Below are 21,931 nucleotides of genomic sequence, written 5' to 3'. Positions count from 1 at the left end.
TCTGTCGACCAGACCTCGGTTTTGGGCATCCGCGACCTGCGGTTTTGTTGGCAAAATTCGAGGTGTGCTCGGTAGTTTTCGATTTTTCCCGCACTTCCGGAGATAAATGGCGAAGGGGACTCTTTAGAACAAACGAATACCCAAACCCCTCTTAATCGCCTTGTTCATAACGTCGTTAAGTCGCTTAGGCCAATTCGCAATAAAGAAAAGGCAGGTGCAGCATGCACAAAATGAATCATTGTTCAGACGTTCAATCTCATTGAGCAGAAGTTCAGAATGATTGATGCCTGCTACGGTCGCAGCTAAGTCAGCCAGAGACTCGTTTGCAATTGGCATCATCTGCTCATTAGTTAACCAAAGCGACCTCAAGGCATGGACGGCAATAATGCAGGCAAATGTAAAACCATCAATACGCCCAATATCCGCAAGCGAATCTCCCCTCCTGGCAACCCAGTCCTTGTAAGATCGCTGGCCAAAAATCACATCTGAAGGAACAAGGGCATCATCCAGAGAGAAATACTTCAAGGGATCAAAATCACGATATGCTTCAACCGATGGATAGCTTAGATATAGCTGACCCATATCAGTGCTATCGCAGTAATAGTCCTGCATTTGCTCAAGCCGCTTAAAATCGAGCCGATTGTCCTGAGGATCTAAGTCAAATATGAGCAAGGTGTCTGTAAAACTGGATTCGAGAAACTGAGCCGCATCATCTTTATCCGAAAAAAGCTCAGCGACAAAGGATTTAAGATCAATAGACTCGAAATCGCAACCGTATTCTTGAAAGAGCTTATCAAGAAAGTCGTGAACATTAATCTCGACAGGAACAATTTGATGATCATCTGCGAGGCTAAAACATTCAAACATGCGCTCCATCAGCTGAGGCTCGCGTTTAGCACCTTCGACAATGAGCAGGACGTTCTTTACGGACGCATTGTTCATGACTAGTCAAACTCTCCGGCTCGAAGGAGCTTCTCGATGTTGTTGCCAAGCCTCAATTCACGATCGGTGGAATCAGCCAAGGTTCGAATACCCTCTTTTGCAGAGATTTGATAAACGCAGTCAGGCCTCATTACGCCATTCTTAACAAGCGAGGTATTGTGGGTCGAGCACAGTATCTGACACGATGCCTTGGAAGCAAAGAGCTTCAAAAGGCTCTCTGCCATCTCAAAGTGACAAAAAGCGTCAAACTCATCTATGAACAAAAAACTGGCCGACTCGTTAAGCTCAAGCTCAGAGAACAACTTAACCAGGGTTCTTGTACCACTAGAACATGCCTCGACAAACGGGATGCATCGCATGGGATGATTGAAATACAGAACAGGCGAGCCGTCGGACTCTTTAATAACGATCAAAGACTCATCGACTCCGAAATTGCGAATAAATGACTCGAATTCCGGGACTTTGTTCTCGCGTATGATTTTGTCGATTACCCTTCTTGTTTCAAACCCTTTTAATCGAAAACCGTCCATGCGAATCAGCCTCATGCGCGAGACAAATCGTCGCAACTCCGCCAAGACGCCTAAAACATTAGTTGGAAGACTGCTCGTTATATAAGAAAGAAGGCTCAACGAAGTGTCAGAGAATTCAAAATTGATTCCAGCTGCACCGATTCGTTCGAGGTGGTTATCCTCGAAAACGCCGCGTGCATTATTGAAATCGAAAATTCGTTCCCCATCAATCAATAGGGTCTCGTGAAGCCAAGTAGTCGGAGAAGTCTTCTCATAGCAGTAATTGATTTCGCGACCGTCAATTTCAAAGACATAGGTGAACTGTGCCGTACCTCGCCCGCAATCAGCATTCAAAAACAGACGATCATCCTGGTCAGGATAATCGAATGCCTTTAGAAAGCCGAGCGTAATGTCGAATAAAGCTGAACCGAAATTCGATTTACCAGACGCATTTCTGCCGATCAAAAGTGCGGTTTTCACGATTCCGTTTTTTACGTTATTTTCTACAAACTGGTAATCACGAGAAGCTGCAAAATTAAATGTAACCGGAGCCGAAAAATTCCTATAGCCATTAACAGTAAAACGCTTAAGCATGAGAGTCTCCTATCTCTTGCCGTAATTATATTACGGCAAGAGATAGGAGACCGGCATCAATTACGTAACTACTGGAAAAGTCATGTAGCCAAAGCCCATCCGAACCATGAAAACGTACCGCGAGAGCCGCTCAAAACAGAAGTATGCGGCAAATTCCAGACATGCCGACCACGCCGGAAAGCGACAATGCTTCTACCTGCGCGACACTAACAAAGCATCGTTAAATCATCCAGTCTCAAGCGTAATCACAAATAAGATTTACCGTTATAAAAGCTGAAGTGCCAATTTTTAAGTTGCGAATCAGCATCCCCGTTGTCATCAACAAACTCAGAGAGCATATCCGCACCGTCAGTAATTGGGCAGCGATCGCCCTCGTATTTCATAGAAGGAAAAGCACCATCTCTGGAACCGACAGCAAACACAAAACCTGATGGATTGATTGCCCAACAGACGTATGCATCCTTTCCGCGAGAAAGCAACAACGATCCGTTGCAACCGTTAGGCAGGAACCGGTTAAACGCCTCGTCCAAGGACGAATAGGCACCGGATTCCATCCAGCGCTGATTCTCCAAACTTGCAATTGTCCAAAGAAAGGACTTCATCTCTTCCAGATATGTCCAGTCAAACCATATCCCATCTTCATCGAACCCGCTCCTCCCTTTACCCGATTCAAACCGTTTAACTTTAGCGTCAGCGTTGGCGGCGGCCGCGTCGACCTCATACTTAAAAGCAGCCAAGCAGGAAGCTTTTTCAGGCGGTTTACAACATTCAAGATACTCATGAGCATTCCATCCGTTGAAATGTCTGATGTATCGAAAGTTTGGAAACAACGCTATTGCAATATTAATAAACTCCTTTGTAGGCAGGTTCTCTCCCACAACGTTTATACGCATGTACATCGATTCAAGCGAAGCATAATAGGCAAGCGCGAGAACATAGGGCGCGATGAATATTGGGTACCAGATTGAAAGAAATAGCGAGCTTAATTCAACGCCCCAGTCCATAGAAAACTAAGCATTTGAAAGCAGCAACGTTGTTGCAACACAAACAATGATGCACAAAACAACCCTCATGTTTTCAAACAAGCATAGATTGGATACATCACGTCTGGATGAAAATTGGGCATGGCCAATACCCAGAAACAAAAGGACTACTTGAAGAGCAACTTCAAACGGAATAGGGAAGCAGACCAGATTGATATAGAAAGACGCTAGTGCACCAAAGCGGACCTCAGGCACAATCAATTCGTTTTTAATTGAAGTGACCGATGTTGCCTTAGATGCAATTAACATAGAGGGAAACCCAACAAATACAACCTCAAGAATCGTGTCCAGCAAGATACCCGTATTCCAAAACCCGAATTCAAACGCTCCGTATATCAAAAGCGCAGAGTACGTTACAAGAATGAGCGCAGGAATCAGAATTTTGGGGCTTAGCGCACACTTGACAACATCAGCAAACGATTTAATAACGCTTAACAACTTACCCTTAGTCAGAAGATAAATCGCTATAAGACCCATCAATATAATTGATGCATATTCACGGTTATCCATTTGTCCGATGAGAGTTGCAACCACCCATTGGACTCCACTGAGGATCAATCAAGCCCCTCCTTAGCCATGTTGAATCTAGACTCAAGATCACGCCGGGAATGTTGGTGCAAACGCGCCGACGACCAGCCATGCGTCGCCGAAGCCCTATGGAAGTCTGCGAACCATGAGGCGGCCCTCGAGGAGGAGCTTGTGCATGAGGTTCTTCCCGTGGTCTTTGTTGTCGAAAGACTCGCCGTAGGCAGCCAAGAGCTTCGTCACGTTTTTATGAACTTCCCTGCGAGCCTTTTCGACCATAACCTTCTCGGTCTCACCCTTCTTGCCATGAGGCCTATAGTAGAAGACGAGCCTCGTATCGCCACCGTAGAGGTCCACGGCATCGAAGATCGACTGAAAGTAGGAGTAGTCGGCCTCGGAAAGGGAGTGGCCGAAGAACTTGATGAAGCCCATCGAAGCGCCGTTTGACGACTTCGGCCGAACGACCCTCTGGAAGTCGACGGGGTCCTGCGCGAGCAGCCTGTAGGTCTTGGTGAACGGTATGGCCACGCTGGTGGGCCTGATCCCCTTCGCGTCTATGCCGAAGACGATGCCGTGCTCGTAGTCGCTCGCCCTACCGTGTATGTTGCAGAAGCAGTCGATGCCGAGGGCGTCGGAAAGGCGAACGTTGCTCGACAGGGGCTCGGTGTAGTTGAAGCTGAGGACGGAGGTCGAGGGGGGCACGCCATCTTCGTCAACCAGGTCTCTGCAGATGCGCTCCATCCGGGTCGCGGCGGAGTCGAGGTAGCCGGGCGTCCGCTGCACAAGGTCGTTGAGGTAGGTGGCGAAATACGACTCGTAGCGGTTCAGGTCGGCAAGGGACAGCGCGGCGAGCACGCTGCCGTCCAGCTTTCGGTCCCTCAGCCAATTGCTCAGCACATAGGAATAGACGGCATTGGTGCGCGCGGTCTGCGAGGGCTTGACCGAAGGATCGAGGACACATTCCGGGAGCCGGAGCATCTGGGGATCCTTCTGCCCGCTTTTGTACAGCCACCGCCTAATCTGGTGTTCGACGTCGCACCAGCGCCAATTATGCCCCTTCTCCTGCTTGAGAATGAGATCCCAGATAGTGGTGTTCTCCGGATGGGCAACCAAATCGGATTTCGCTCGGTAGTCGTGAAAGTCGGAGAAGCTCGATTTGAGGTCGCAGGAAAGATCGAACCCGTTGCCGATTACGATGAGCTGATACATCAGACACCTCCTCTACGCAAGCATGAAGGCACAGGCCGTGCAGTGAGTCTTTTCTTCAACGGTCAAACTAGACGATATAATATCTTTGAGTCACTTGACCATAACATGTGAGTCTTGCCATAGAGCCTGCATACCCATCGATTCAGCGACCAACGGCGAACCCGTCGTAAAAAGAGACATTAGTATTTCCTCCACACCATGCGGTCAACGATGCCGGTGTAGGACTGGATGATACGGACGACCTTGGGGGCCACGTCGTCCTGGTAGTCCGGCACGGGGATTCCGTGGAGGCCATCCTCCGTGAGCGCAACCGCCGTGCGCACGGCGTTGAGCAGGCCCCGCTCGTCGATGCCCGCGAGCACGAAGCATCCCTTGTCAAGCGCCTCGGGGCGCTCGCTGCTCGTGCGGATGCAGACCGCCGGGAGCGGGCGGCCGACGCTCGCGAAGAAGCTCGACTCCTCGGGGAGGGTACCGGGGTCAGAGACGACGCGGTAAGCGCTGGACTGCAGCTTGTTGTAGTCGTGGAAGCCCATGGGCTCGTGGGTGCGCACCAGGGGATGCGCCTGGAAGCCCGAGGCCTCCAGGCGCTTGCGGGAGCGGGGGTGGCAGCTGTAGAGGATGGACTTTCCGTATTCCTCAGCGAGGGCGTTTATCGCGCAGAAGAGGGACGTGAAGTTCGCTTCAGTGTCAATGTTTTCCTCGCGGTGGGCGGAGAGCAGGAAGTAGCCTCCCGGCTCCAGGCCCTCGCGCTCCAGCACGTCACTCGCATCGATGGCCGCCAGGTTCGTGCGCAGCACCTCCGCCATGGGCGAGCCCGTCACGTAGGTGCGCTCCGTCACGCAGCCCGTCGCGAGCAGGTAGCGCCGCGCGTGATCGCTGTAGGCGAGTTCACGTCGCTGATGACGTCCACGATGCGGCGGCTCGTCTCCTCGGGCAGGCACTCGTCCTTGCAGCGGTTGCCCGCCTCCATGGGTTCCAGTACTCATACGCCCTAGCTGGGCTCCTTGTTCGGAACGTGGTTCCGGAGCGAATTAGCACTCCAATGCCAGAGCGGCTGTGCCGGCCGCCCGTGAGCGATACCGCTCTTTCGAAGAGACATCAAATGGAGCTTGAGCAGCCCTGTCGCCAACAGTGCCCTCAACTGAAAACGCGTGCAACAACCTCGATACCATGTACTACGGTGTCTATGCGAGCTTAGTTAAGTGCGGCAGCTCGCAAAAACATTTCTACAGTGTTTGAGGAAATGCGCCGCACAGAGAGACATCGCGGCGAAACCGCATCACCGCGCGCCGTTCGGGAAGACGACCTGCAGCTGCCCGCCAGCCCAAGTCGGTAACAGGTCAGAGCCTAATGACAGCCAGGGCCAAATGCGGGCACAGCCACTTCACCAAAGACGAACGGAGACCTGAAATCAGATGATCGACCTGAGAGAGTACTATCTCGATAACATTTCAGAGAACGACTGCTACTATCACTTTTTCTCACTTATCGAAGGCGTGAACAGAACTTACAACGTCTTCTACGGGAAGGATGAGACACAGGGATTCGAGTTCCTAGTCCACGACGAGATAGAAGCGATAGAGAAGTTCCGGCAGCTGTGTCAACCAGAAAACGAGCCGAATAGGAAAGAGGACAGGTGCTGGTTCTATGTCGTCGCCTACTATCTGAACGCACACGGCTATATCATCAATCCATTCCCCGACGTACTGCGCAGGCCCCCGAAAGAACCATCCAGTTTTACATACGGGACAATCAGGGACAGAGCCATATCGCTTGGGCTCGACGATGATGGCACGGTACGCTGGGCGACCCGCCGCGCGATGGTTGCCGACATGACCTTCGTGCGCAAGGCGTCCTCGGTGGCAATCGGCGATAATCTGAACAAGAGGATCCAGCTCATCTCCGCAGGCAATTCGCGATTCGAGGAGATGGAGGACAACGAGAAGCTCAGGGAGATCGCGAACCTGATCGAGAACCTGCTGAAAGAGAACGGGAAGTTCATACAACCTGACTACTCGAAGGCGACGCTTGGACTCGTCGACGACAATACGGTGAAGAGCTTCAGATACAAGATCCAGTGTTTCAGGCACTCGAGCAAGGAATCACTGGAAGAGAGAGCAAGGCTAACCGATGGACAAAAAAGGTTCCTGGTCGACTTCGGCGTGACAATCTGCAAGGCAATTTACTCTCTCGTCGAATAGCGCCATTCGCGCCGCCTCTCCCGTTGTCAACGATAGCCGCAGCTCTTGTTTCCATGCGAATTAACAAAACGAAGACGAAATAATCAACCGAAGATGAGGGAAGTCATGTTCGCTTAAAAGCGGCTTAGAATTTCGCCATCATGTGTATTAGCCGATTTAGGCCACGCGTATTGGGCTAATAAACCATTCGACCAATTAAGCTAATTGCTTTGTCACTGGCATGCGAGCAGTTCTATCAAGACGACAAGAGCGCGCTCAAATTGTTGCCTGCAGCAGCTAGCCAAGTATAGATACCATCCTGTTTCCAAATTCGGTCCTACGATAAACCCTTTCTTCTTTCTCGATATCGCCGGGATCGTCGAAGGTGAGCGTCTCGTCTACTACGTCCCACTGCTGCCGATGGATATCCTCAATCAGCAATCCAAGTCCGGTTAATCGAAGCAGAACTTCTGTATCTTTGCCTCTGAGCGTCTGAAAAGTTTCCTTTTCTCGAAGCATCTCGTAGTCTCCAGGTAGAAATCTGTCCAGCGTCTCTGCGAACAAACGAAGATCGCCCCAGCTAATTTCTTTATCTAGATAGGCCTCATAAATCTTTGCTAGTCGCCGCGCTTTGTCCTCCTCAATGTATCTTTCGAGCAGGATAAGCAGGTACTCAATATCGCGCTTCCTATTTGACTCTTCAAAGTATTGCTTGTACTTTTTCCTCGAGCCATTTTCAAAAGAGTCGCGGTTGAACTCATCGAGGAAACACGCATACTTCTTCAGTAGGTGCGCATTGTGGATATTGTTTCCGATTTTATAGATGCTCACTGCGCTTGAGATGACGGGAATGTCCTTCAAGAACTCGTTTTGGAGAATTTCGTCCAGACCAACCTCTGCGACATTCGAAATAAGTTCGAGAGAGTCGCTGCAAATAGTTGGCCTTGCGTCGTCTTGCAAGCGCGTTAGAACGGCCTTAGTTGATTCCTCCGTGTTTGCCATAAGATTACCTTTCATAATAATTTGCCAGTTTTAGCATGCGTTTGTACCGCCGCTTTCTACCCAGTTCACCTATATTGCCTAGTTCGCAGTCATCCGAACATGGCGGCTCACTGCGACATGCTGCGGAACGTTGGTGGGACAGCGCTGGGACAAAAATCGAAACACAAGCGAAACTCGGACAGGTTGAGTTTCGATATCTATCCCAATGGTAAACGGGGTATGGTTTAGGCCGAAGCGCCTGAGACTTTTCCTAATTCTAGGTGTCAAAGTCGATTACTGCCTGTCGTGGAATAGCCCCCACTTTTCGTCTTCGATGTCTCCTTCAATTGATGACTTCACTTTTGACAGCCATTCTCTGTGTTTTAAATATGCAACACCTGCGGGCAGCTGAGCAGCAATCGAGTCAATCGCCTCAATCTCCTTGAGCTTTGCTGGAATAAAGCCTTTTTCAGGGGACCCGCTCATTGAAGATCGACGGAGATCCAAATGGTTGATCGATATCCCGTCTTTATCGAGCGTCAGAATGAGGGTGATAGCCCTAACCCTCGCCTCGTCATTGCAATCGGACAAGGCCCAGCTTATTCTATCGAGACTATTTGCGTCGGCGATCCTTTCGCGGATGGTATATTCCAGGCGCTCCCAAAAAATATCGCTCGAGAGCGCATTTGCATCATGAACGGGAAACAAAAAGGCTATTTCATACCTGCCGAGTGGTTTGCTCAGCGCTTCATCGATCATTGCTTTCAGCAGATTCCAAGCGTGATCGTCCTGGACGGTCCAAAACGAGCTGATTCTTCGCAGGAGATCGTGCCTTTGTCGGTAGTCGAGGTTGGCAGCGTATTCCAAAAAACGGTCAATCATTGAACTGTCAAGGCGTAAAAGGCAGCGTAGGAAAGCGAGGTTATAGTCGAAAGAAGGGCGTCCTTCAAGTGCGAGAAAATACAGGTTGACAGCCGGTGAGGGATTGGATCCGAAGTACGAATCTAGAGCGGAGACGCGCTTTTCGTCTCCGCAGTTGCCGAAAAACCGCCAAACCTCATCATTGTGTGTATGTTCGGAAAACCTAAAAGCATATTTGAGCATATAGCCAGGATGCTTTGGCTCGACTATCTCCAAATCTTCCAAGCAGAGATGCGTTCTGCCGTCATCGAGTCTTGCGAGGATCTCGTCGAGCTCCTCCTTGTCGGGCCCGCTCTTTATTGCTAGCAAATCAAGATAGTCAAACAGGGCCGGATGGTCACTCACGTCGAGCACCGCGCCCAGCTCGTTTCTAAGGACCCTCCTGCCGATGGCTTCAGCAAGGTAATCAAGTGCTTCATACGGAACGGGGATCGTCGAGGGCAACGATGCGATATTGCGTGCGATTATGCTTGAAGCGGTATCTGGGGTCCTTTTGGCAATTTCCAGAAGGACTTTTCCGATAGCCCTGCCCGACTCCCACTCTTTACCGGAAATCTCATAATCTTCGGCCAGCTTTCCCAGGGCTTCGGTCAGTCGTTCTAGCGGTAACTCTTCCGCGGATATTCTAGGTTCTTTCTCTTCGAGAGACCAAGAGTTCTCCAAGCCAAGCGCGTCGAATGTGCTCTGGCGGAACCCATCGAGGCTCAGAGGGGAGTTCTGCGCGCATGTTTCGTAAATCTGGTTGATGCTTAAGCCGCATGAAAGATCGGTTGTCGAGTCTTCGCTTATATATTTGGGGAATAGCTCTTCGATCCTCGAGAGCACCGAATGCATGTTTTCTGCGTGCTCCGCTTCAGGTTCTTTGCCATAGAACGAGAAGTGCTGCCGAAAGGTGGATTTAACTTGCCTGCTGAATTCGGTTTCGACTAGAACGGAGAGCGCCCGGAAGCAATGGGCGTGGAGCTCGGCCAACTCTGATGTGAAACTGAAGGTCAGGGTGTTGTATGTGTACGTTATGCCATTTTGCCAAACGCGCTGGACCCTTGAAGAGAGGTATGAACTCGTCAAGACGATCAGACATGCTGCAACATTACGGGAATGCGATTGTTGATATTTTTGAGCGAGGGCATCGAGTTTGCTGTTTTCCAAATCGAATCCCGTACGATCGAGATCATAAGCGAAAGCACCGTCTGGTCCGCATGCCCAGTTGTACTCGGCCGCTCGCTCGGTGCCTCTTTCTACACACGTCACGAACAACTCTAAGGCTGTTTGCGAATACTCGCTCGAGCTCATCAGGGATACGGAAATATGCAGGGGCATAGATCCGCCGGATGTCGAATTCATGCCGAGAATATCTTCCGATACGTCAGCGCAAGCAGCGCTTTCGATGCGGTTTGAGGCAAAGGCGAGCGCCTGTATGGGAAGGAGTTGATTGAATGTGATTATGAACTGATCGGCAATTCGCGCATCCCGATTCTTAATTTCATCCCAAGCTTTCCCGCATTCCCTTCGAAGGTAGTCGTACACGCTCGCACTTCCGCACACTTCAGCCATTGACTTGGCGGCTTTGAGATACGGCGCGTTCGGCATTTCTGCGGTATGCAGAATGAAATCCGCAAAACTGCCGTTCCCTTCTTTTGCGAAGTGGCGGCATATCAAGAAGTCACGAAGATTCTGCTCTTCCATTCTTATGGCTAGCACGCCACCAGCGGAGGTAAGGATCGTGACGATTTCCTGGTCGTTCAATCTGGATGCAAAATCCCGAATCTCGGCATCGTCGTACTCCAGGCCCAAGAGTTCCTCGTAACAAGGGTCTCCTTCAATAAGATCGCAGCAATCGTAGATTGCAAGGACCTCTGCGAGACGCTGCTCCCTGCTGGAGTACCCAGCTAAGGCGGAATTCATATAGATGTTCAGAAGATCGTATGGCTCTTGGATGGCTTCGAAATTGCCGTCTGCTATGGGGCTTGCTGCCATGATAGCCAAGCGCAGGTTTCCGTTTGCGATTGCCGATACTCTCTCCCTCAGTGCTAGGTTTTTTATGTTGTATTCGGTCTCGAGTATCGCTTCAATGTTTTCCGCGGTTAGAGGCTCCAGCTCTATTTCTTTGAAATTTAGATAGCTGCCGATTTTCGCGGTCAACTCGCTTCGGTGCATCTTCCTGCAGGTGAGGACAATCTTTAGCTTTTTGTTTTCCAAGCAGATTCCCAGCAAGTGCTCAAGTGACAGGTTGCCGTTTGCATCATCGACCAGAAGGATAATGTTTTCCGACTCCGACAAAATCAGCTCAATATCATCGTCGAGATGCGACGAATACCTAGAGTCCAAGATCAGAAGATCCCAGTGATGCCGATTGCTGAATGAGAGGCATGCGTCGAGGGCGATCTTGGTTTTCCCCGATCCAGACTGCCCCTGAATCACTACTGCCCTACTTTGCTCTATCGATTCGATGATGCCTGAAAACTCGGAATCCCTGTGCATGAGGGGCTTCGACAGGTCGGTTGTGAAACGGCCGTTCAGGCTTCGCTCGATGAAGCGGTCTGGGGCGATGAATGACCCCTTTCCGAGCGGAATGCCCAAAACCGTATGCGCTAGCGCAGGGAATTTTCTATCAAGGTCGCTCGCAATTGTCTCTGGCCCGATTATTTCTATCCGTGGATCGATGGCGCGGACTTCCTCGAGTACCAGAGGTGAAAGGCGAAAGTATGTGTGGCACAGGATGATTCGATCTATGAGTTGCGGATCGATGCCGGTTTTGCTCCTGTCGAGGCAGTCTATAGCATCATTTAGCAGCTTATTGCGGATGTCGGATTTAGAGGTTGTGTATGCCGCGAAGATGTAGCGTCCATTCTCTCCTACGGAGTACATATCTGGCACTCCGGTCGTAGTTTTATCCGTGCCGCATTGGGATCCCAATTCAATGATGTTGTTAAGCGAATATCTCCTATATAGATACTGATTTGCTAGTGTTTGAAAACGCCCGCCTTCGATCTGCCTTAGCTCTTCTTGGATCTGATTTATATGGGACATTTTGCTCCTCGCGGTAAATTCGCCTTTTGATTTCTCTTTTCTTACTCTAGTCCACCTAGCTCAGCAAGTCTTGCACGCTCGAGGGCCGAGTCGACGACGTCCTCGAAGTCGAGCCCCGCCGCATAGGGAGATCCGGCGACAATGACTGGGATAAAAAACTCTAATCAAGGCCAGAATCTTTAATAGCATGCTGTTTTACCACAGACGGCAGAATCTGGCTTGAACGGTTAATTATAGCCCCCGACAGAAAGAGCGGTGCTTCCTCGCTATCGTCTCCGCGCTCGAGAAGCAGAATCGCAAGGCAATCGAGGTGGTCGAGGAGTGCGGTGGGTTGTTACCGTCAATGGGAATTCGGTCAACGCCAACCATCAATCATGCCGTATTATTCAGAGTTAGAATTTTCGCCCCACGATACTAAGCCGGTGACCATCCAATGATTTTTGGCATCGATATAGACACCGCCAATCTGATTGTCCAAGCATTCATCGGAGCCGCTACCTTGGGGACCTTGATTGCCGCATTCTGTCAAAACAACCAGACCAAAAGAAACAGGGAGGACGATATCAAGCGGCATCAGCCATCCCGCATATCGGCATGGTACGAAGAAGGTCGAAACCGAATCGATCAGCCCGATGACAACCGATTCTTCTGGCAGTTCGTCGTGCTTCGAAACGAAAGCGAGTCCCCCGTCTACGACGCAATCGTCACCTGCGTCGGGATTAGCGGAGCCGGCCCTTCTTTCAAAGGAGAGGACAACGGTCCCGCTTTTCCCGACCGCGTCTGCGTCGGCACGCTTCCTCCTGGAGCATGGTACATATGGCTCCCAACGGGAGGGCACGGAATGGGAGTGCGCACGGCGCCCGAAACGGCTTTCGTCGACGCGAATGGGATTCCATGGGTTCGGCGAGGCAACGGAAGGCTCGAGGAGATCTCTATGGAGCCGACCTCGTTCTACAGGCTGCCCCTCCCCTTGTCCTGGCACGGATGCAAGAAGCTGACCGAGTAGAAGTCGTCGACGCCGTACGCGTAGCCCTCGAAGGGCGCCTCGTCCAGGCCGCGCCAGCCGGCGGCGGCGCGATAGTCCGCGATCTCGTCGGCAAGGGCCCTCGCCATAAGCACGACGTGCTCGACCGCAAACCCGTTATTCGACTTCTCTGGGTGCTTCTTGACGTGGTCGCTGGAAAAGTAGCCCAACGAGATTTCGCTCACGGGTCCGTCGCCGTTGGCGAACGCGGCCACATTGACCGTCTTGCGCCTGAAGAGGGTATCGAGTGCCTTGGTGAGGGGCTCGGCGGTGGACAGCATGGCGGGGCCTCCCTACGTACGAGGGAGATTGAATTGAGGGTTTGATGCTACTGTCCGCTACTGCCCGCGGCACTCAGCAAGCCAGCCGAATGCCGCGGTCTCCCGAGACTAGCGGAGCCGCCCTTATTGCTAACACTGCCAAAGCAAGCCCCACTTCGTCAGTAACTTGGACGGGTGTCCCAGCAGCAGCGCGTGGCACCTAGAAGCGCTGTTCCCAGCAGGAATAACGCTAAGGAGGCGGCGATCCAGTTGCTGTCGGCGGTCTTGGGGAGCGTGGCGGCGGCGCTAGCAGTCTTGGCCCTGGATGGCGTGGACGCCGTGGTCTTGGTAACTGTCGTCTTGCTTGTCGTGGTCGTCTTGGGCGTCGCAGTCGCGGGCCTAGGGACGGGATCCGTCGCGGACCCGGCGCCGGGCCGCTCAACGGTTGGGCCGGCGCCACCGGCCGGCTCGCCCGCGCCACCGGGCACCTCGCGCCCGTCGGCCTCCCCCGCCGGCGCCGCGGCGCCCTCGGACTCGATCACCACATGCGGCGCCATGGCCCCTGGGGCATCCACCACCCCGCCGGCGCCGAAGGCCCCGCCCACTGGCGTCACAAATCGCGCGGACATAAGCGACCCGCCCGTGCATGCGACGCCGCCATCGGCACCGGCCGCATCGAGCCGCGAGGCGTCGACGGACAGCCCGCGCCCGGCCGGGCCGACGCGCTTCGATCGCGCCGCCAAGAAGGCGATACGGGAGTCGGGTCGGGTGGCCGGTAACGCCTATCGTTAGATGCTGCGCGACCGGTTCCTCTGCCGCGTGTTCGCCGGCGTCGGGGAGCGGTTCGTGCTCAAAGGCGGCAGCGGCCCTCTGGCCCGCATACCCGACGCGAAAAAGACGCGCGACCTTTTGACCAGGAAGCAAATTGCGATTCACTTGTCGTCTTCCGGTCTAGGAACACCGAGGTCAGAGTTGTAGAGCACCTCGCCCAGCCTTTGGCTTTCGGCGGCGTAGCCCCCGACAAGGGACGCGAGCTCGGACTTGAAGGAGCTGATCGTCTCGGAGTCGAGGATGAGAGCCAGCTTGGCCACCATTGTCGAGAAGTCCTCGTCCCTCACGGGCCCGACCCTGGCGCACCAAAGCCGCTCGTCGCGGGCGCAGATGTTGCGGAAGTCCACGAGGGTGCGAAGGGCGATGAGCCCGGCCAGGTCCTCGTCGTAATGGCTCGGCCCCACCATGTAGTCCTTGGCATCGGTGTAGTTGGCGATTTTCAGGTAGGCATCGAGCTCCCGATAGGCCTCCGAAAAGGTGTAGGCGGCGACCGAGCGCACGCGGGCCTCCGCCTTGAGGAGGTACTTGAAGGTAAGGTTGCGCAGGTCGCGGTCGAAGAGGAAAAGGCCGTAGAGGTCTCCGAATCCCGTTCCCTCGGCGTAGACGTCGTGACCCGCCTCGGCGCTGGCCTCCTTGTCGAGGAACGGCTCCTTGTACCCGTTGACAACGCAATAGTAGTCCTCGCCGAGGAGGGCGTAGGCGGCGTACTCCGGCATGGAGAGCCCCCTGGACTCGAGGATGGCCACCTGCTCTTCGAGGGTCTTGAACGGCTTGCGGGCCATGCCGGCTCCTCTCTGAAATGAGAGAAGGCCGCCCGCCTCGTGGCGAACGACCTTCCTCAGTCTTGGGCTCCGTAGAGTACCCAAGCCGTATCAGTGTAGCCGTGAAAGTACCACATGCTCGGCCGTCCGTCAAGCTTGCCGGGGCTTTCTCGCCTTTCTTGTGCGCCGCGTGCGCCCCTACTTTGCGGCATACACGTCGCAATTGCCCCTACCTAGAAAGTGCATGGCAGCTCGGTCAATCGCCCTTGCGCTTTGGCCTACCTAGAATCGCTGTTCCCAGCAGGAATAGCGCTAATGAGGCGGCGGGCCAGTTGCTGTCGGCGGTCTTGGGGAGCGTGGCGGTGGCGGCGCTAGCAGTCTTGGCCTTGGATGGCGTGGGCGCCGTGGCCTTGGTCACGGTCGTCTTGCTTGTCGTGGTCGTCTTGGGCGTTGTGGTCGCGGGCTTCGGGACGGGGCCCGTCGCGGGCCCGGCACCGGGCTGCTCAACGGTGGGGCCGGCGCCGCCGACCGGATCGCCCGCGCCACCGGGCACCTCGCGCCCGTCGGTCTCCCCCGCCGGCGCCGCGGTGCCCTCGGGCTCGATCACCACATGCGGAGCCACGGCCGCGGAAGCATCCACCACGCCGCCGGCACCGAAGGCCCCGCCCACGGGCGCCACGAACCGCGCGGACACGAGCGACCCGCCCGCGCATGCAACACCGCCGTCGGTACCAGTCGCATCGAGCCACGAGGCGTCGGCAGAAAGCCTGCACCCGACCGGGCCGTCGCCGGCGCCCGCGTCGAGCAAGAACACGCCGTAGGCGCGCACGCCGGCGGCGGGCGCGGCACCGACGGCGACAACGCGCCCGCCGCCGCGCACGGCCATGCCGCCGGCGATCACGCCGGCCACGGCCTCGTCCGTGACATCGGCCCCGTCCGCCCGGGCATCGACGGCGCAGCCGTCAACCGCGAGCGCCCGCGAGACGTGGATCGCGCACTGCGAGCCCGAAGCCGCCAGGGACCCGGTGCCGCGAAGCGTCAGGTTGCCCCACACCTCCATGCCGCACTGCGTGATGTCCGTGTCGGGCGTATGAGACTCCGCCACCGAGTTGCGCCCCACAAGCGTCACGACCAGGTCGCCGTCGGCGCCGATGGCGTCGCCCGCGTAGCCGTCAAGCTCCAGATGGCCGGCATCGGTCCAGGCCCAACCGGGGCCCGACACGCCCGGCTCGAAGTACGTCGCGCCCGCGATGAACAGGCTCTCCGCGCCCGCGGCATAAGAAGGCCCGCCCAGCAAAACGCACAGGCAGGCCATGGCAGCGATCGCGATGTGATGACGGCTGGTGTGGGACTCGGCGGCAAACATACCCGCTCCGATCTTCGCAGGAGCCAATAGAATGTGCACCAGAAAATGCCCTGGTAGCAGCAGTTATTATTTTAGCGAGATCAATGCAGGAGAAATGAAAACCGTGTGGGCAATGTCCACAATTAGGTGTAAATCGTTTTGCCAGTCGGTGAAAGGAGGAATTGACTTGCGAATGCTCGACCGCTTGAATGCGCCGAGGGCTTCTGCTTCCACGAGCTTCGCCATTCCTATCTTACCGCACTCGCGAGGGCAGACGTGCATTCCAAGGTCATGCAGGTTCTCGCCGGGCACGCCACATGCGCCACCATCATGGACATCTACACCCACGTGAACATGGACTCCAAGCGCAAGGCCGCCGAGGCGCTGGCGAAGGCTGTAGTCGCCGCGCAGCCGTAGCCTGAGTAGGCGAAGGCACGGCGTCAGAGCCCCAAAACGCAACGGGGCCCGGGCAGCGAACAGTATCGCCGCCCGGGCCCGTAGTCTGACCTGACAACCTGACGCCGGGGCCGATAGGGCGAACGCGCGCAGGGAGGGGCGATTTCCCGCCGTCCCCGCCTGAAGGAAAAAACGGAATAGGCGGACCGACCGTCCAGCTGAGTCTGGGAAGAGGTGCCGGGCGGAGGGTGGGGCATGGCCACCGGACTCATCGAAACACATCTCCACCGTTCCTTCAACTGGAAAATGCCGCCCCCGGGGCCCGGGAGGGGCCTCGGGGGCGTTCGGCCGACCGCGGGAACGGCCTATCCGCTCAATGTGTTCGGCTGAAATCGGAAATCAACCATGAAAGAATCTCTGGCATCTTCACCTTGGTGGCAATCAATCACTTAAAGCGATTCTTTAGGGTTCTGACGCATTCAATCCAATCATGCGGCAGACAGTCCTTTAAAAGGCCTTTGATGCCGCGTTGACGGAGGAATTTGCCAAAGATGAGGTCGGAGTCTCCAGATGCGACGGCCCTGTAAAGCTCAGCAGCAGCAGCCTCATCCTCCGGAGCCCGACGCGAGGGATGCAACAGGTTGACGTTTTCGGCGGACGCCCTTTCAAGGTCCGATTCCACCCATGTGCAACCATCGGCGCATTCTTCCTCAAAATAGCGCAGTCCCACAGGTGTGTTTAGCATCGCCAGTGAGACTCCCCTCGCATCATAGAAATCGGGGTGTGCTTTCTCGATGCCCCAATAGTCTCCAATGGTTATATCGCCTACGCGCTCGGGCTGCGCAAAACGGCATGAATAACAGGACTTGCGATAGTACTTTCCACTCAAGAAAGCGCGGTAATACGGGTCATCGCTGTATGGCCCAATAGCCTCCTTGCGCTTGAGGTCAATGGCGGAGGTGTAGTAGTAGTAGTAGTAGAGACCCCAAGGTCTATTCTTGGAGCGAAAAGTGTATCGAAGGCTTCCCGGAACGGCCTTGAGCTTGCTCTCAAGCCAAGCAACGTAAAGCCTGAATAGCTCGGGGCTTGTGACGCCATGGCAGACCAAATCAACAGTGACCAGCTTACCGCTGCAGGCTCTGAGTCCCTTGCGCGCCAGATAGCTCTTGAGGGCGTAGACCAGACAGGGGGTGCCGCTAAATAGAACGTCACGGCCCGACTCAAGAAGCTCCCGGCAATGGTCGAAACTTCCGTTTGGCGAGCACTGCACGTATTTAGAGCCCTGAAGGCGCCACAACTCAGAGACGTCCTCCACGCAGGTGATTCTCACAATATTGTCTTCACACAGCTCGGCGCCGAAGACGGCGCCTCCCCTTGCAAGCATGGCGCGCGCCAATACAGCAAACGCGCCTCCCGAGGCAGAGCGCGACAACGATTCATAGTCCTTGTCGCGGAGCGCCAAGACGCGGACAGGCAAGCAGGGCTTAGGTGAATCAGGGTGGTGCTGCATCGCTTAACCCAACCTTTCTTTAACAATTCGGAGCAGGCCGCAAAAGAGCGTTCCCATCTCTCTCCTGAAAATGGCAATCACGGCAAGCAGCTCAGCTAGCATTAGAAGCTCGCCAGCCGCGCCGTCCATAAAGAGGGTGCCACCAGCAAGGAAGAGCACGACGTAGGCGGCGGCATAACTGGCCTTCATAGTGTTAATGTTGACGTACCGTTTCGTATCGAAAACCCTGTAAGCGTAGACCGTGATGTAGCTGAAGCAAGTCGCCAAGGCAGAACCGGTGATGCCGAGAAAAGGTATGAGGGCAAGGTTCAGTAAGACATTTACAATCGCACCGAATGTCGCAGAGAACAGATAGCCCTTGCTGTCCTTGTTCACCGTATACCAAGAGCCCAAAAAGGTTCCGGTGGTCATAAATACGTTGCCTATGATAAGAAAGGGGGTGTAACGCCAGGCTTCATAATAACTAGCCTCGACATAAATGCCCATTATCGGCTTCATAAACAGGAGAAGCGCCACTCCCGTAACGACAGAGACGCCTACCAAACCTCCGTAGACCCTGTCACAGTATTCGTCACGGTCTTCGCTTCCGTCCTCATGTATGGCCGTATAGCTCCATGCTTGATTGAATATCCCCGCAACGACGGAGACAACCGAGGGAATTTTATAGGATACGGCGTATATTCCATTTGCAGCCGTTCCAAGCAGAGCAGTCACGAGCACCCTATCAGAAGAGTTGATAATCCACCACATGAACGTATTGGGAATGAGCACTGCCGAATACCGCGACATCTCTTTCGCCAAATCAAAATCGATCTTAAAGTTTCTGAAGACGTCGACAACGTTGCCAGCAAGAAACGCGTAGACCATAGCCACAGCTGAAGACAATATGTAGGCCATGAAGTATCCAGGCAAGCCGAGGTCGAGAACGAGAAGGAACAAGATATTGAGCACGGCGACGGCGATTGTTTGGAGGATATTGCCGACGGCATATCTGACGAGCAGTTCCTTACCGCGTAAATAGCACAGGAAGAGCTGGCTCCCGGCAAGCGTGACTGTATAGAAATAGATATAAATCGTGTAGCCGGCTACAGCGCCGAAAAGGCCCGCGATGGGAATGATTACAAGGCCAATAGCGAAAGACAGCGCCAACAGAGCGAGGCCGACGCTCATAATCTTGTTATAATCCGCCCCGTCGTCAAGTGAGAACCTCATCACGCCCTCGCCGATGTTGAGAATAAGCACAGGGGCGAGCACCGCGCAAAGGGTGGTAACAAGGTCTGCAGTTCCATACTGATCGGTGGCAAGGGCGTTCGTATATAGCGGCACCAAGAAGAACGTGATCAGCTTGGTCGCAATGTTGCCGATGGCGAAGATTGCGGTGTTCTTAATTAGGTATTTGGCACGGCTTGATTCTTGAACCATTAACTGGGCCTCCACAAATAATTAAAACAGGCAAATTCGGATCCCATGCTCATGACGCAGGCGAAAAGGCGCTATCGAGGAATTCCCTCGCCTTCGTTCGCTCAAGCTTGAGCCCCTCATTCACGACACGCCATTCAATCGGATTGCGGTGAACGCACCGATTAAAGGCGTCCTGAGAGTTCAGAACGCGTCTGTCCAAAAGGTCGAAGTCGCTCAGGACGTCATGGAGCCTTACTGAGTATTTAGCCGGGTCAAAGACGACCATGGGGCGGTTGAAGAGGAGGGAGAAGCACGTTCCGTGGAACGAGTCGGTGACGACAAGGCCAGCATTGCGGAACAGATTTAACCATTCCCCCGGCGTGGGAAGACAGGCTGCGCGGAGACCATGGGGAGGGAGCCGAAGCGGATTGAAGGTAACAACGCAGGCGCGCACGCCAAGCTCCTTGCTAACCCTGACGGTATAGGAGATCATATCCGGATTCGGATTAAGCATGTACAGAAGGACGTAGCCAGAATCAAAAGGAAGCCGGGAGCAATCGCTGAGGCGATACCATAGATTCTCATCGCAGAGCAGGACCGGGTCCTTCAGGGCGACGGATCCGGGAATGCCCATCTTGTCGAGGATGTCAATACTAGAGCGTTCTCGGACGGAGATCGCGTCAAAGCCACTCAGGAGAGGTCTGGTCAGATTCGCCTCCTCGTCATCGAGCTTAGGCCGCCCAAAGCTCGCAGCAAATGCGACCTTACGCCTGTCGTCGGGAATCCGCTCGAGAAAGTACACGGGATCAATACCGTCATTGCATTCGATGTTCCAAGTCTGGTCGCTGCCCACACAGAAAAGGGCGTCGCGGTCAAGGGCATCAAGCCCAACGCCCGTCAGAAAAGGGCCTGCATCGCAAAGTGAAAGCTGGCCCTCTATAAAGGGGCGAAAAACCCGCTCTGATCGCAACCTGGCGCCCAGGCCAGCAGCAAGCTTGAGAAAGCCGTTGACGCGGCCGCCGGACATCTTCTGATGCGCCCAACCGGATCGCGTCCACTGGGGGCGACAGTAGTCAACGAAGACGGGACGGCCATAACGCCCCAATATGTCCCGGGTGGCAACGGCCTGCAGGACCGTTCCGTAATTGTGCGAGTCAATGATTGTCGAAACGTATATTGTGCGGTTGTTTGAATCGGCCATCGCTAGATCCTCCATGTCATAGGCCATTATCAGTTGAATATGGTCGCAATTCGGCCGACCGGAGCCGGGTAACCAAAATCGCGAGCTAGGGCTTCCTCGGCAGAAAGGGCAGCATACAGCGCAATATATGCGAAGAATTGAACATTGATTGTTATCTCCGCCATCCCGAGGACTGTTAGGACATATAGGCCAACCAGGGACACGTATCGCCCCCAGTCATCCCCCTCTGCAATGTGACGGGCTCCCCTAGAAAGGACGAAGCAGATATAGCAATAGAGTAAGGCAACGCCCACGAGGCCGAAATAGAGGCAGTATTCCAAAATGGCGTTTTGGGCGTCGAGGGCATTCCCAGTAGCGCTGAACATCATAACGCCCTCGAAGAGAGCGTAAACGCTATTGTACCCGTAGCCAAAAAGAGGACTATTCACCAGGAACGGGAATACGTGCTCGTAGACGTAGGTTCGCCCAGAGAGGTCAGAGCTCCTTCCGAAGACGTTTGTGATGACATCCGAAACAAAACCAACGTGCAGAACGATCTCGCCAAAAGCAAACAGGATAAAGGTAACGAATATGGACGTGACAAGATATGTTATGGGCTTATGCAAAGGGTGCTCCAGTACAGGTTTAAACGCTATCGCGAGCATGAAGAGCACGATGCCGATCGCTCCGGTATTACAGTCAATCCTGAGGGCAAGAAGAAGCGCAAGGACGCAAAGCGCGGCGAATAGCACGGCTCGTGGAATGGTTTTTATTGACCTCCCGGCGGCAATAACGTACATGATGAGCCCGAACAAGGCGAGATAGGACACCGAGAACTTGGTTCCGACCAAATAGTTGAGCTCATTCCGCCAAGCCATAAGAGGGTCCGAAACAATGTAGTAATACGTAATCAGAAGATAGACCACACAGCAAAGGAAGAATACCGTGGCAGTGCTGCGAATTCTACCCTCAGAACATTGGATCTCTAAGAACCAAGTCAGTAGGTTCAGCCTTGCGATAAACAGCAACGTTCCATTCATGTTGTATGAGTTCAAAAGCGAGGAGACGACCATTACGGCGGACATGGCGAACAAAAGAAGGTTGACCTTCAAATAAGGCTCAGAAAAATTTTTTTTGACTCTCAGGAGCATGACGCAGAGAATAATCGCGCACAAAACCGAAGCGATAGTGTTGTAGCCGGGAATGTACACGACACGCACTACGCAGGCATGAAAGACCGCAATGGAGAGCAGCGGATTCAGGCTCAGCTTCCTATCGATTAACCTCAT

The 21,931-nt window shown here is 54.1% G+C and carries 18 protein-coding genes and 1 pseudogene; 2 read left to right on the top strand and 17 right to left on the bottom strand.

Going from position 1 to position 21,931, the window contains the following annotated elements:
• Positions 1–123 precede the first annotated feature (123 nt).
• From CSV91_RS02160 to CSV91_RS02135, 6 genes are all read right to left on the bottom strand, one after another.
• The gene (locus CSV91_RS02160) at positions 124–942 is read right to left on the bottom strand and encodes a hypothetical protein (RefSeq protein ID WP_099431620.1); all 819 of its coding nucleotides are present in this window, start codon (positions 940–942) and stop codon (positions 124–126) included.
• A gap of 2 nt (positions 943–944) precedes the next feature.
• The gene (locus CSV91_RS02155; protein WP_099431619.1) at positions 945–2,045 is read right to left on the bottom strand and encodes an AAA family ATPase; all 1,101 of its coding nucleotides are present in this window, start codon (positions 2,043–2,045) and stop codon (positions 945–947) included.
• Positions 2,046–2,290: 245 nt separating this feature from the next.
• Entirely contained in the window at positions 2,291–3,049 is a 759-nt protein-coding gene (locus CSV91_RS02150; protein WP_099431618.1) for a hypothetical protein, read from the bottom strand.
• 6 nt (positions 3,050–3,055) lie between these two features.
• Positions 3,056–3,622: a hypothetical protein gene (locus tag CSV91_RS02145; protein WP_147579367.1), complete on the bottom strand. Its 567-nt coding sequence runs from the start codon at positions 3,620–3,622 to the stop codon at positions 3,056–3,058.
• A gap of 120 nt (positions 3,623–3,742) precedes the next feature.
• Positions 3,743–4,822: an AbiH family protein gene (locus CSV91_RS02140; RefSeq protein WP_099431616.1), complete on the bottom strand. Its 1,080-nt coding sequence runs from the start codon at positions 4,820–4,822 to the stop codon at positions 3,743–3,745.
• A gap of 179 nt (positions 4,823–5,001) precedes the next feature.
• Entirely contained in the window at positions 5,002–5,763 is a 762-nt protein-coding gene (locus CSV91_RS02135; RefSeq protein ID WP_269148489.1) for a UDP-N-acetylglucosamine 2-epimerase, read from the bottom strand.
• Between the two features lie 474 nt (positions 5,764–6,237).
• Between CSV91_RS02135 and CSV91_RS02130 the strand changes: the two genes are divergently transcribed.
• Positions 6,238–7,023 carry a hypothetical protein gene (locus CSV91_RS02130; protein ID WP_099431615.1) on the top strand — a complete coding sequence of 262 codons (786 nt, stop codon included), beginning with the start codon at positions 6,238–6,240 and terminating at the stop codon, positions 7,021–7,023.
• Between the two features lie 276 nt (positions 7,024–7,299).
• Here the strand turns inward: CSV91_RS02130 and CSV91_RS02125 are convergent, their stop codons facing one another.
• From CSV91_RS02125 to CSV91_RS02100, 7 genes are all read right to left on the bottom strand, one after another.
• On the bottom strand, positions 7,300–8,004 hold the full coding sequence (locus CSV91_RS02125) for a hypothetical protein (RefSeq protein WP_099431614.1): 705 nt from the start codon (positions 8,002–8,004) through the stop codon (positions 7,300–7,302).
• A 273-nt stretch (positions 8,005–8,277) separates the two neighbouring features.
• Entirely contained in the window at positions 8,278–11,934 is a 3,657-nt protein-coding gene (locus CSV91_RS02120; protein WP_099431613.1) for a P-loop NTPase, read from the bottom strand.
• A gap of 382 nt (positions 11,935–12,316) precedes the next feature.
• A complete protein-coding gene (locus CSV91_RS10005; RefSeq protein WP_147579366.1) occupies positions 12,317–12,508 on the bottom strand; it encodes a hypothetical protein in 192 nt (63 codons plus the stop codon).
• 377 nt (positions 12,509–12,885) lie between these two features.
• Positions 12,886–13,239, bottom strand: a complete 354-nt coding sequence (locus tag CSV91_RS02115) for a hypothetical protein (RefSeq protein ID WP_099431612.1) — start codon at positions 13,237–13,239, stop codon at positions 12,886–12,888.
• A 158-nt stretch (positions 13,240–13,397) separates the two neighbouring features.
• A complete protein-coding gene (locus CSV91_RS02110; RefSeq protein WP_099431611.1) occupies positions 13,398–13,847 on the bottom strand; it encodes a hypothetical protein in 450 nt (149 codons plus the stop codon).
• Between the two features lie 303 nt (positions 13,848–14,150).
• On the bottom strand, positions 14,151–14,831 hold the full coding sequence (locus CSV91_RS02105) for an Abi family protein (protein WP_099431610.1): 681 nt from the start codon (positions 14,829–14,831) through the stop codon (positions 14,151–14,153).
• A 235-nt stretch (positions 14,832–15,066) separates the two neighbouring features.
• The gene (locus tag CSV91_RS02100; RefSeq protein ID WP_099431609.1) at positions 15,067–16,176 is read right to left on the bottom strand and encodes a hypothetical protein; all 1,110 of its coding nucleotides are present in this window, start codon (positions 16,174–16,176) and stop codon (positions 15,067–15,069) included.
• Positions 16,177–16,386: 210 nt separating this feature from the next.
• Between CSV91_RS02100 and CSV91_RS02095 the strand changes: the two are divergent.
• A pseudogene (locus CSV91_RS02095) lies at positions 16,387–16,572 on the top strand (tyrosine-type recombinase/integrase); the annotation flags it as partial.
• Positions 16,573–16,996: 424 nt separating this feature from the next.
• Here CSV91_RS02095 and CSV91_RS02090 read toward each other — a convergent pair.
• The 4 genes from CSV91_RS02090 to CSV91_RS02075 form a co-directional block, all read right to left on the bottom strand.
• Positions 16,997–17,983 (bottom strand): Coenzyme F420 hydrogenase/dehydrogenase, beta subunit C-terminal domain, encoded by a 987-nt coding sequence (locus tag CSV91_RS02090; protein ID WP_172622428.1) that lies wholly within the window; start codon positions 17,981–17,983, stop codon positions 16,997–16,999.
• 81 nt (positions 17,984–18,064) lie between these two features.
• Positions 18,065–19,483 (bottom strand): oligosaccharide flippase family protein, encoded by a 1,419-nt coding sequence (locus tag CSV91_RS02085; RefSeq protein WP_099431607.1) that lies wholly within the window; start codon positions 19,481–19,483, stop codon positions 18,065–18,067.
• A 49-nt stretch (positions 19,484–19,532) separates the two neighbouring features.
• The gene (locus CSV91_RS02080) at positions 19,533–20,663 is read right to left on the bottom strand and encodes a polysaccharide pyruvyl transferase family protein (protein ID WP_157757974.1); all 1,131 of its coding nucleotides are present in this window, start codon (positions 20,661–20,663) and stop codon (positions 19,533–19,535) included.
• Positions 20,664–20,692: 29 nt separating this feature from the next.
• Positions 20,693–21,931 (bottom strand): O-antigen ligase family protein, encoded by a 1,239-nt coding sequence (locus tag CSV91_RS02075; RefSeq protein ID WP_099431605.1) that lies wholly within the window; start codon positions 21,929–21,931, stop codon positions 20,693–20,695.

The sequence above is a fragment of the Collinsella aerofaciens genome, assembly GCF_002736145.1.
Lineage (GTDB): Bacteria > Actinomycetota > Coriobacteriia > Coriobacteriales > Coriobacteriaceae > Collinsella > Collinsella aerofaciens_A.
The sequence above is the reverse complement of the archived record's forward strand: the minus strand, read 5'-3'. Positions and strand labels throughout refer to the sequence as shown.

Excerpts from the sequence above, each read along its gene's own strand:
- CSV91_RS02105 (WP_099431610.1), bottom strand. The coding sequence starts at position 14,831 with ATGGCCCGCAAGCCGTTCAAGACCCTCGAAGAGCAGGTGGCCATCCTC.
- CSV91_RS02140 (WP_099431616.1), bottom strand. The coding sequence starts at position 4,822 with ATGTATCAGCTCATCGTAATCGGCAACGGGTTCGATCTTTCCTGCGAC.
- CSV91_RS02120 (WP_099431613.1), bottom strand. The coding sequence starts at position 11,934 with ATGTCCCATATAAATCAGATCCAAGAAGAGCTAAGGCAGATCGAAGGC.
- CSV91_RS02130 (WP_099431615.1), top strand. The coding sequence starts at position 6,238 with ATGATCGACCTGAGAGAGTACTATCTCGATAACATTTCAGAGAACGAC.
- CSV91_RS02100 (WP_099431609.1), bottom strand. The coding sequence starts at position 16,176 with ATGTTTGCCGCCGAGTCCCACACCAGCCGTCATCACATCGCGATCGCT.
- CSV91_RS02115 (WP_099431612.1), bottom strand. The coding sequence starts at position 13,239 with ATGCTGTCCACCGCCGAGCCCCTCACCAAGGCACTCGATACCCTCTTC.
- CSV91_RS02150 (WP_099431618.1), bottom strand. The coding sequence starts at position 3,049 with ATGGACTGGGGCGTTGAATTAAGCTCGCTATTTCTTTCAATCTGGTAC.
- CSV91_RS02125 (WP_099431614.1), bottom strand. The coding sequence starts at position 8,004 with ATGGCAAACACGGAGGAATCAACTAAGGCCGTTCTAACGCGCTTGCAA.
- CSV91_RS02080 (WP_157757974.1), bottom strand. The coding sequence starts at position 20,663 with ATGGCCGATTCAAACAACCGCACAATATACGTTTCGACAATCATTGAC.
- CSV91_RS10005 (WP_147579366.1), bottom strand. The coding sequence starts at position 12,508 with ATGCCGCTTGATATCGTCCTCCCTGTTTCTTTTGGTCTGGTTGTTTTG.
- CSV91_RS02155 (WP_099431619.1), bottom strand. The coding sequence starts at position 2,045 with ATGCTTAAGCGTTTTACTGTTAATGGCTATAGGAATTTTTCGGCTCCG.
- CSV91_RS02075 (WP_099431605.1), bottom strand. The coding sequence starts at position 21,931 with ATGAGGTTAATCGATAGGAAGCTGAGCCTGAATCCGCTGCTCTCCATT.
- CSV91_RS02160 (WP_099431620.1), bottom strand. The coding sequence starts at position 942 with ATGAACAATGCGTCCGTAAAGAACGTCCTGCTCATTGTCGAAGGTGCT.
- CSV91_RS02085 (WP_099431607.1), bottom strand. The coding sequence starts at position 19,483 with ATGGTTCAAGAATCAAGCCGTGCCAAATACCTAATTAAGAACACCGCA.
- CSV91_RS02110 (WP_099431611.1), bottom strand. The coding sequence starts at position 13,847 with ATGTCCGCGCGATTTGTGACGCCAGTGGGCGGGGCCTTCGGCGCCGGC.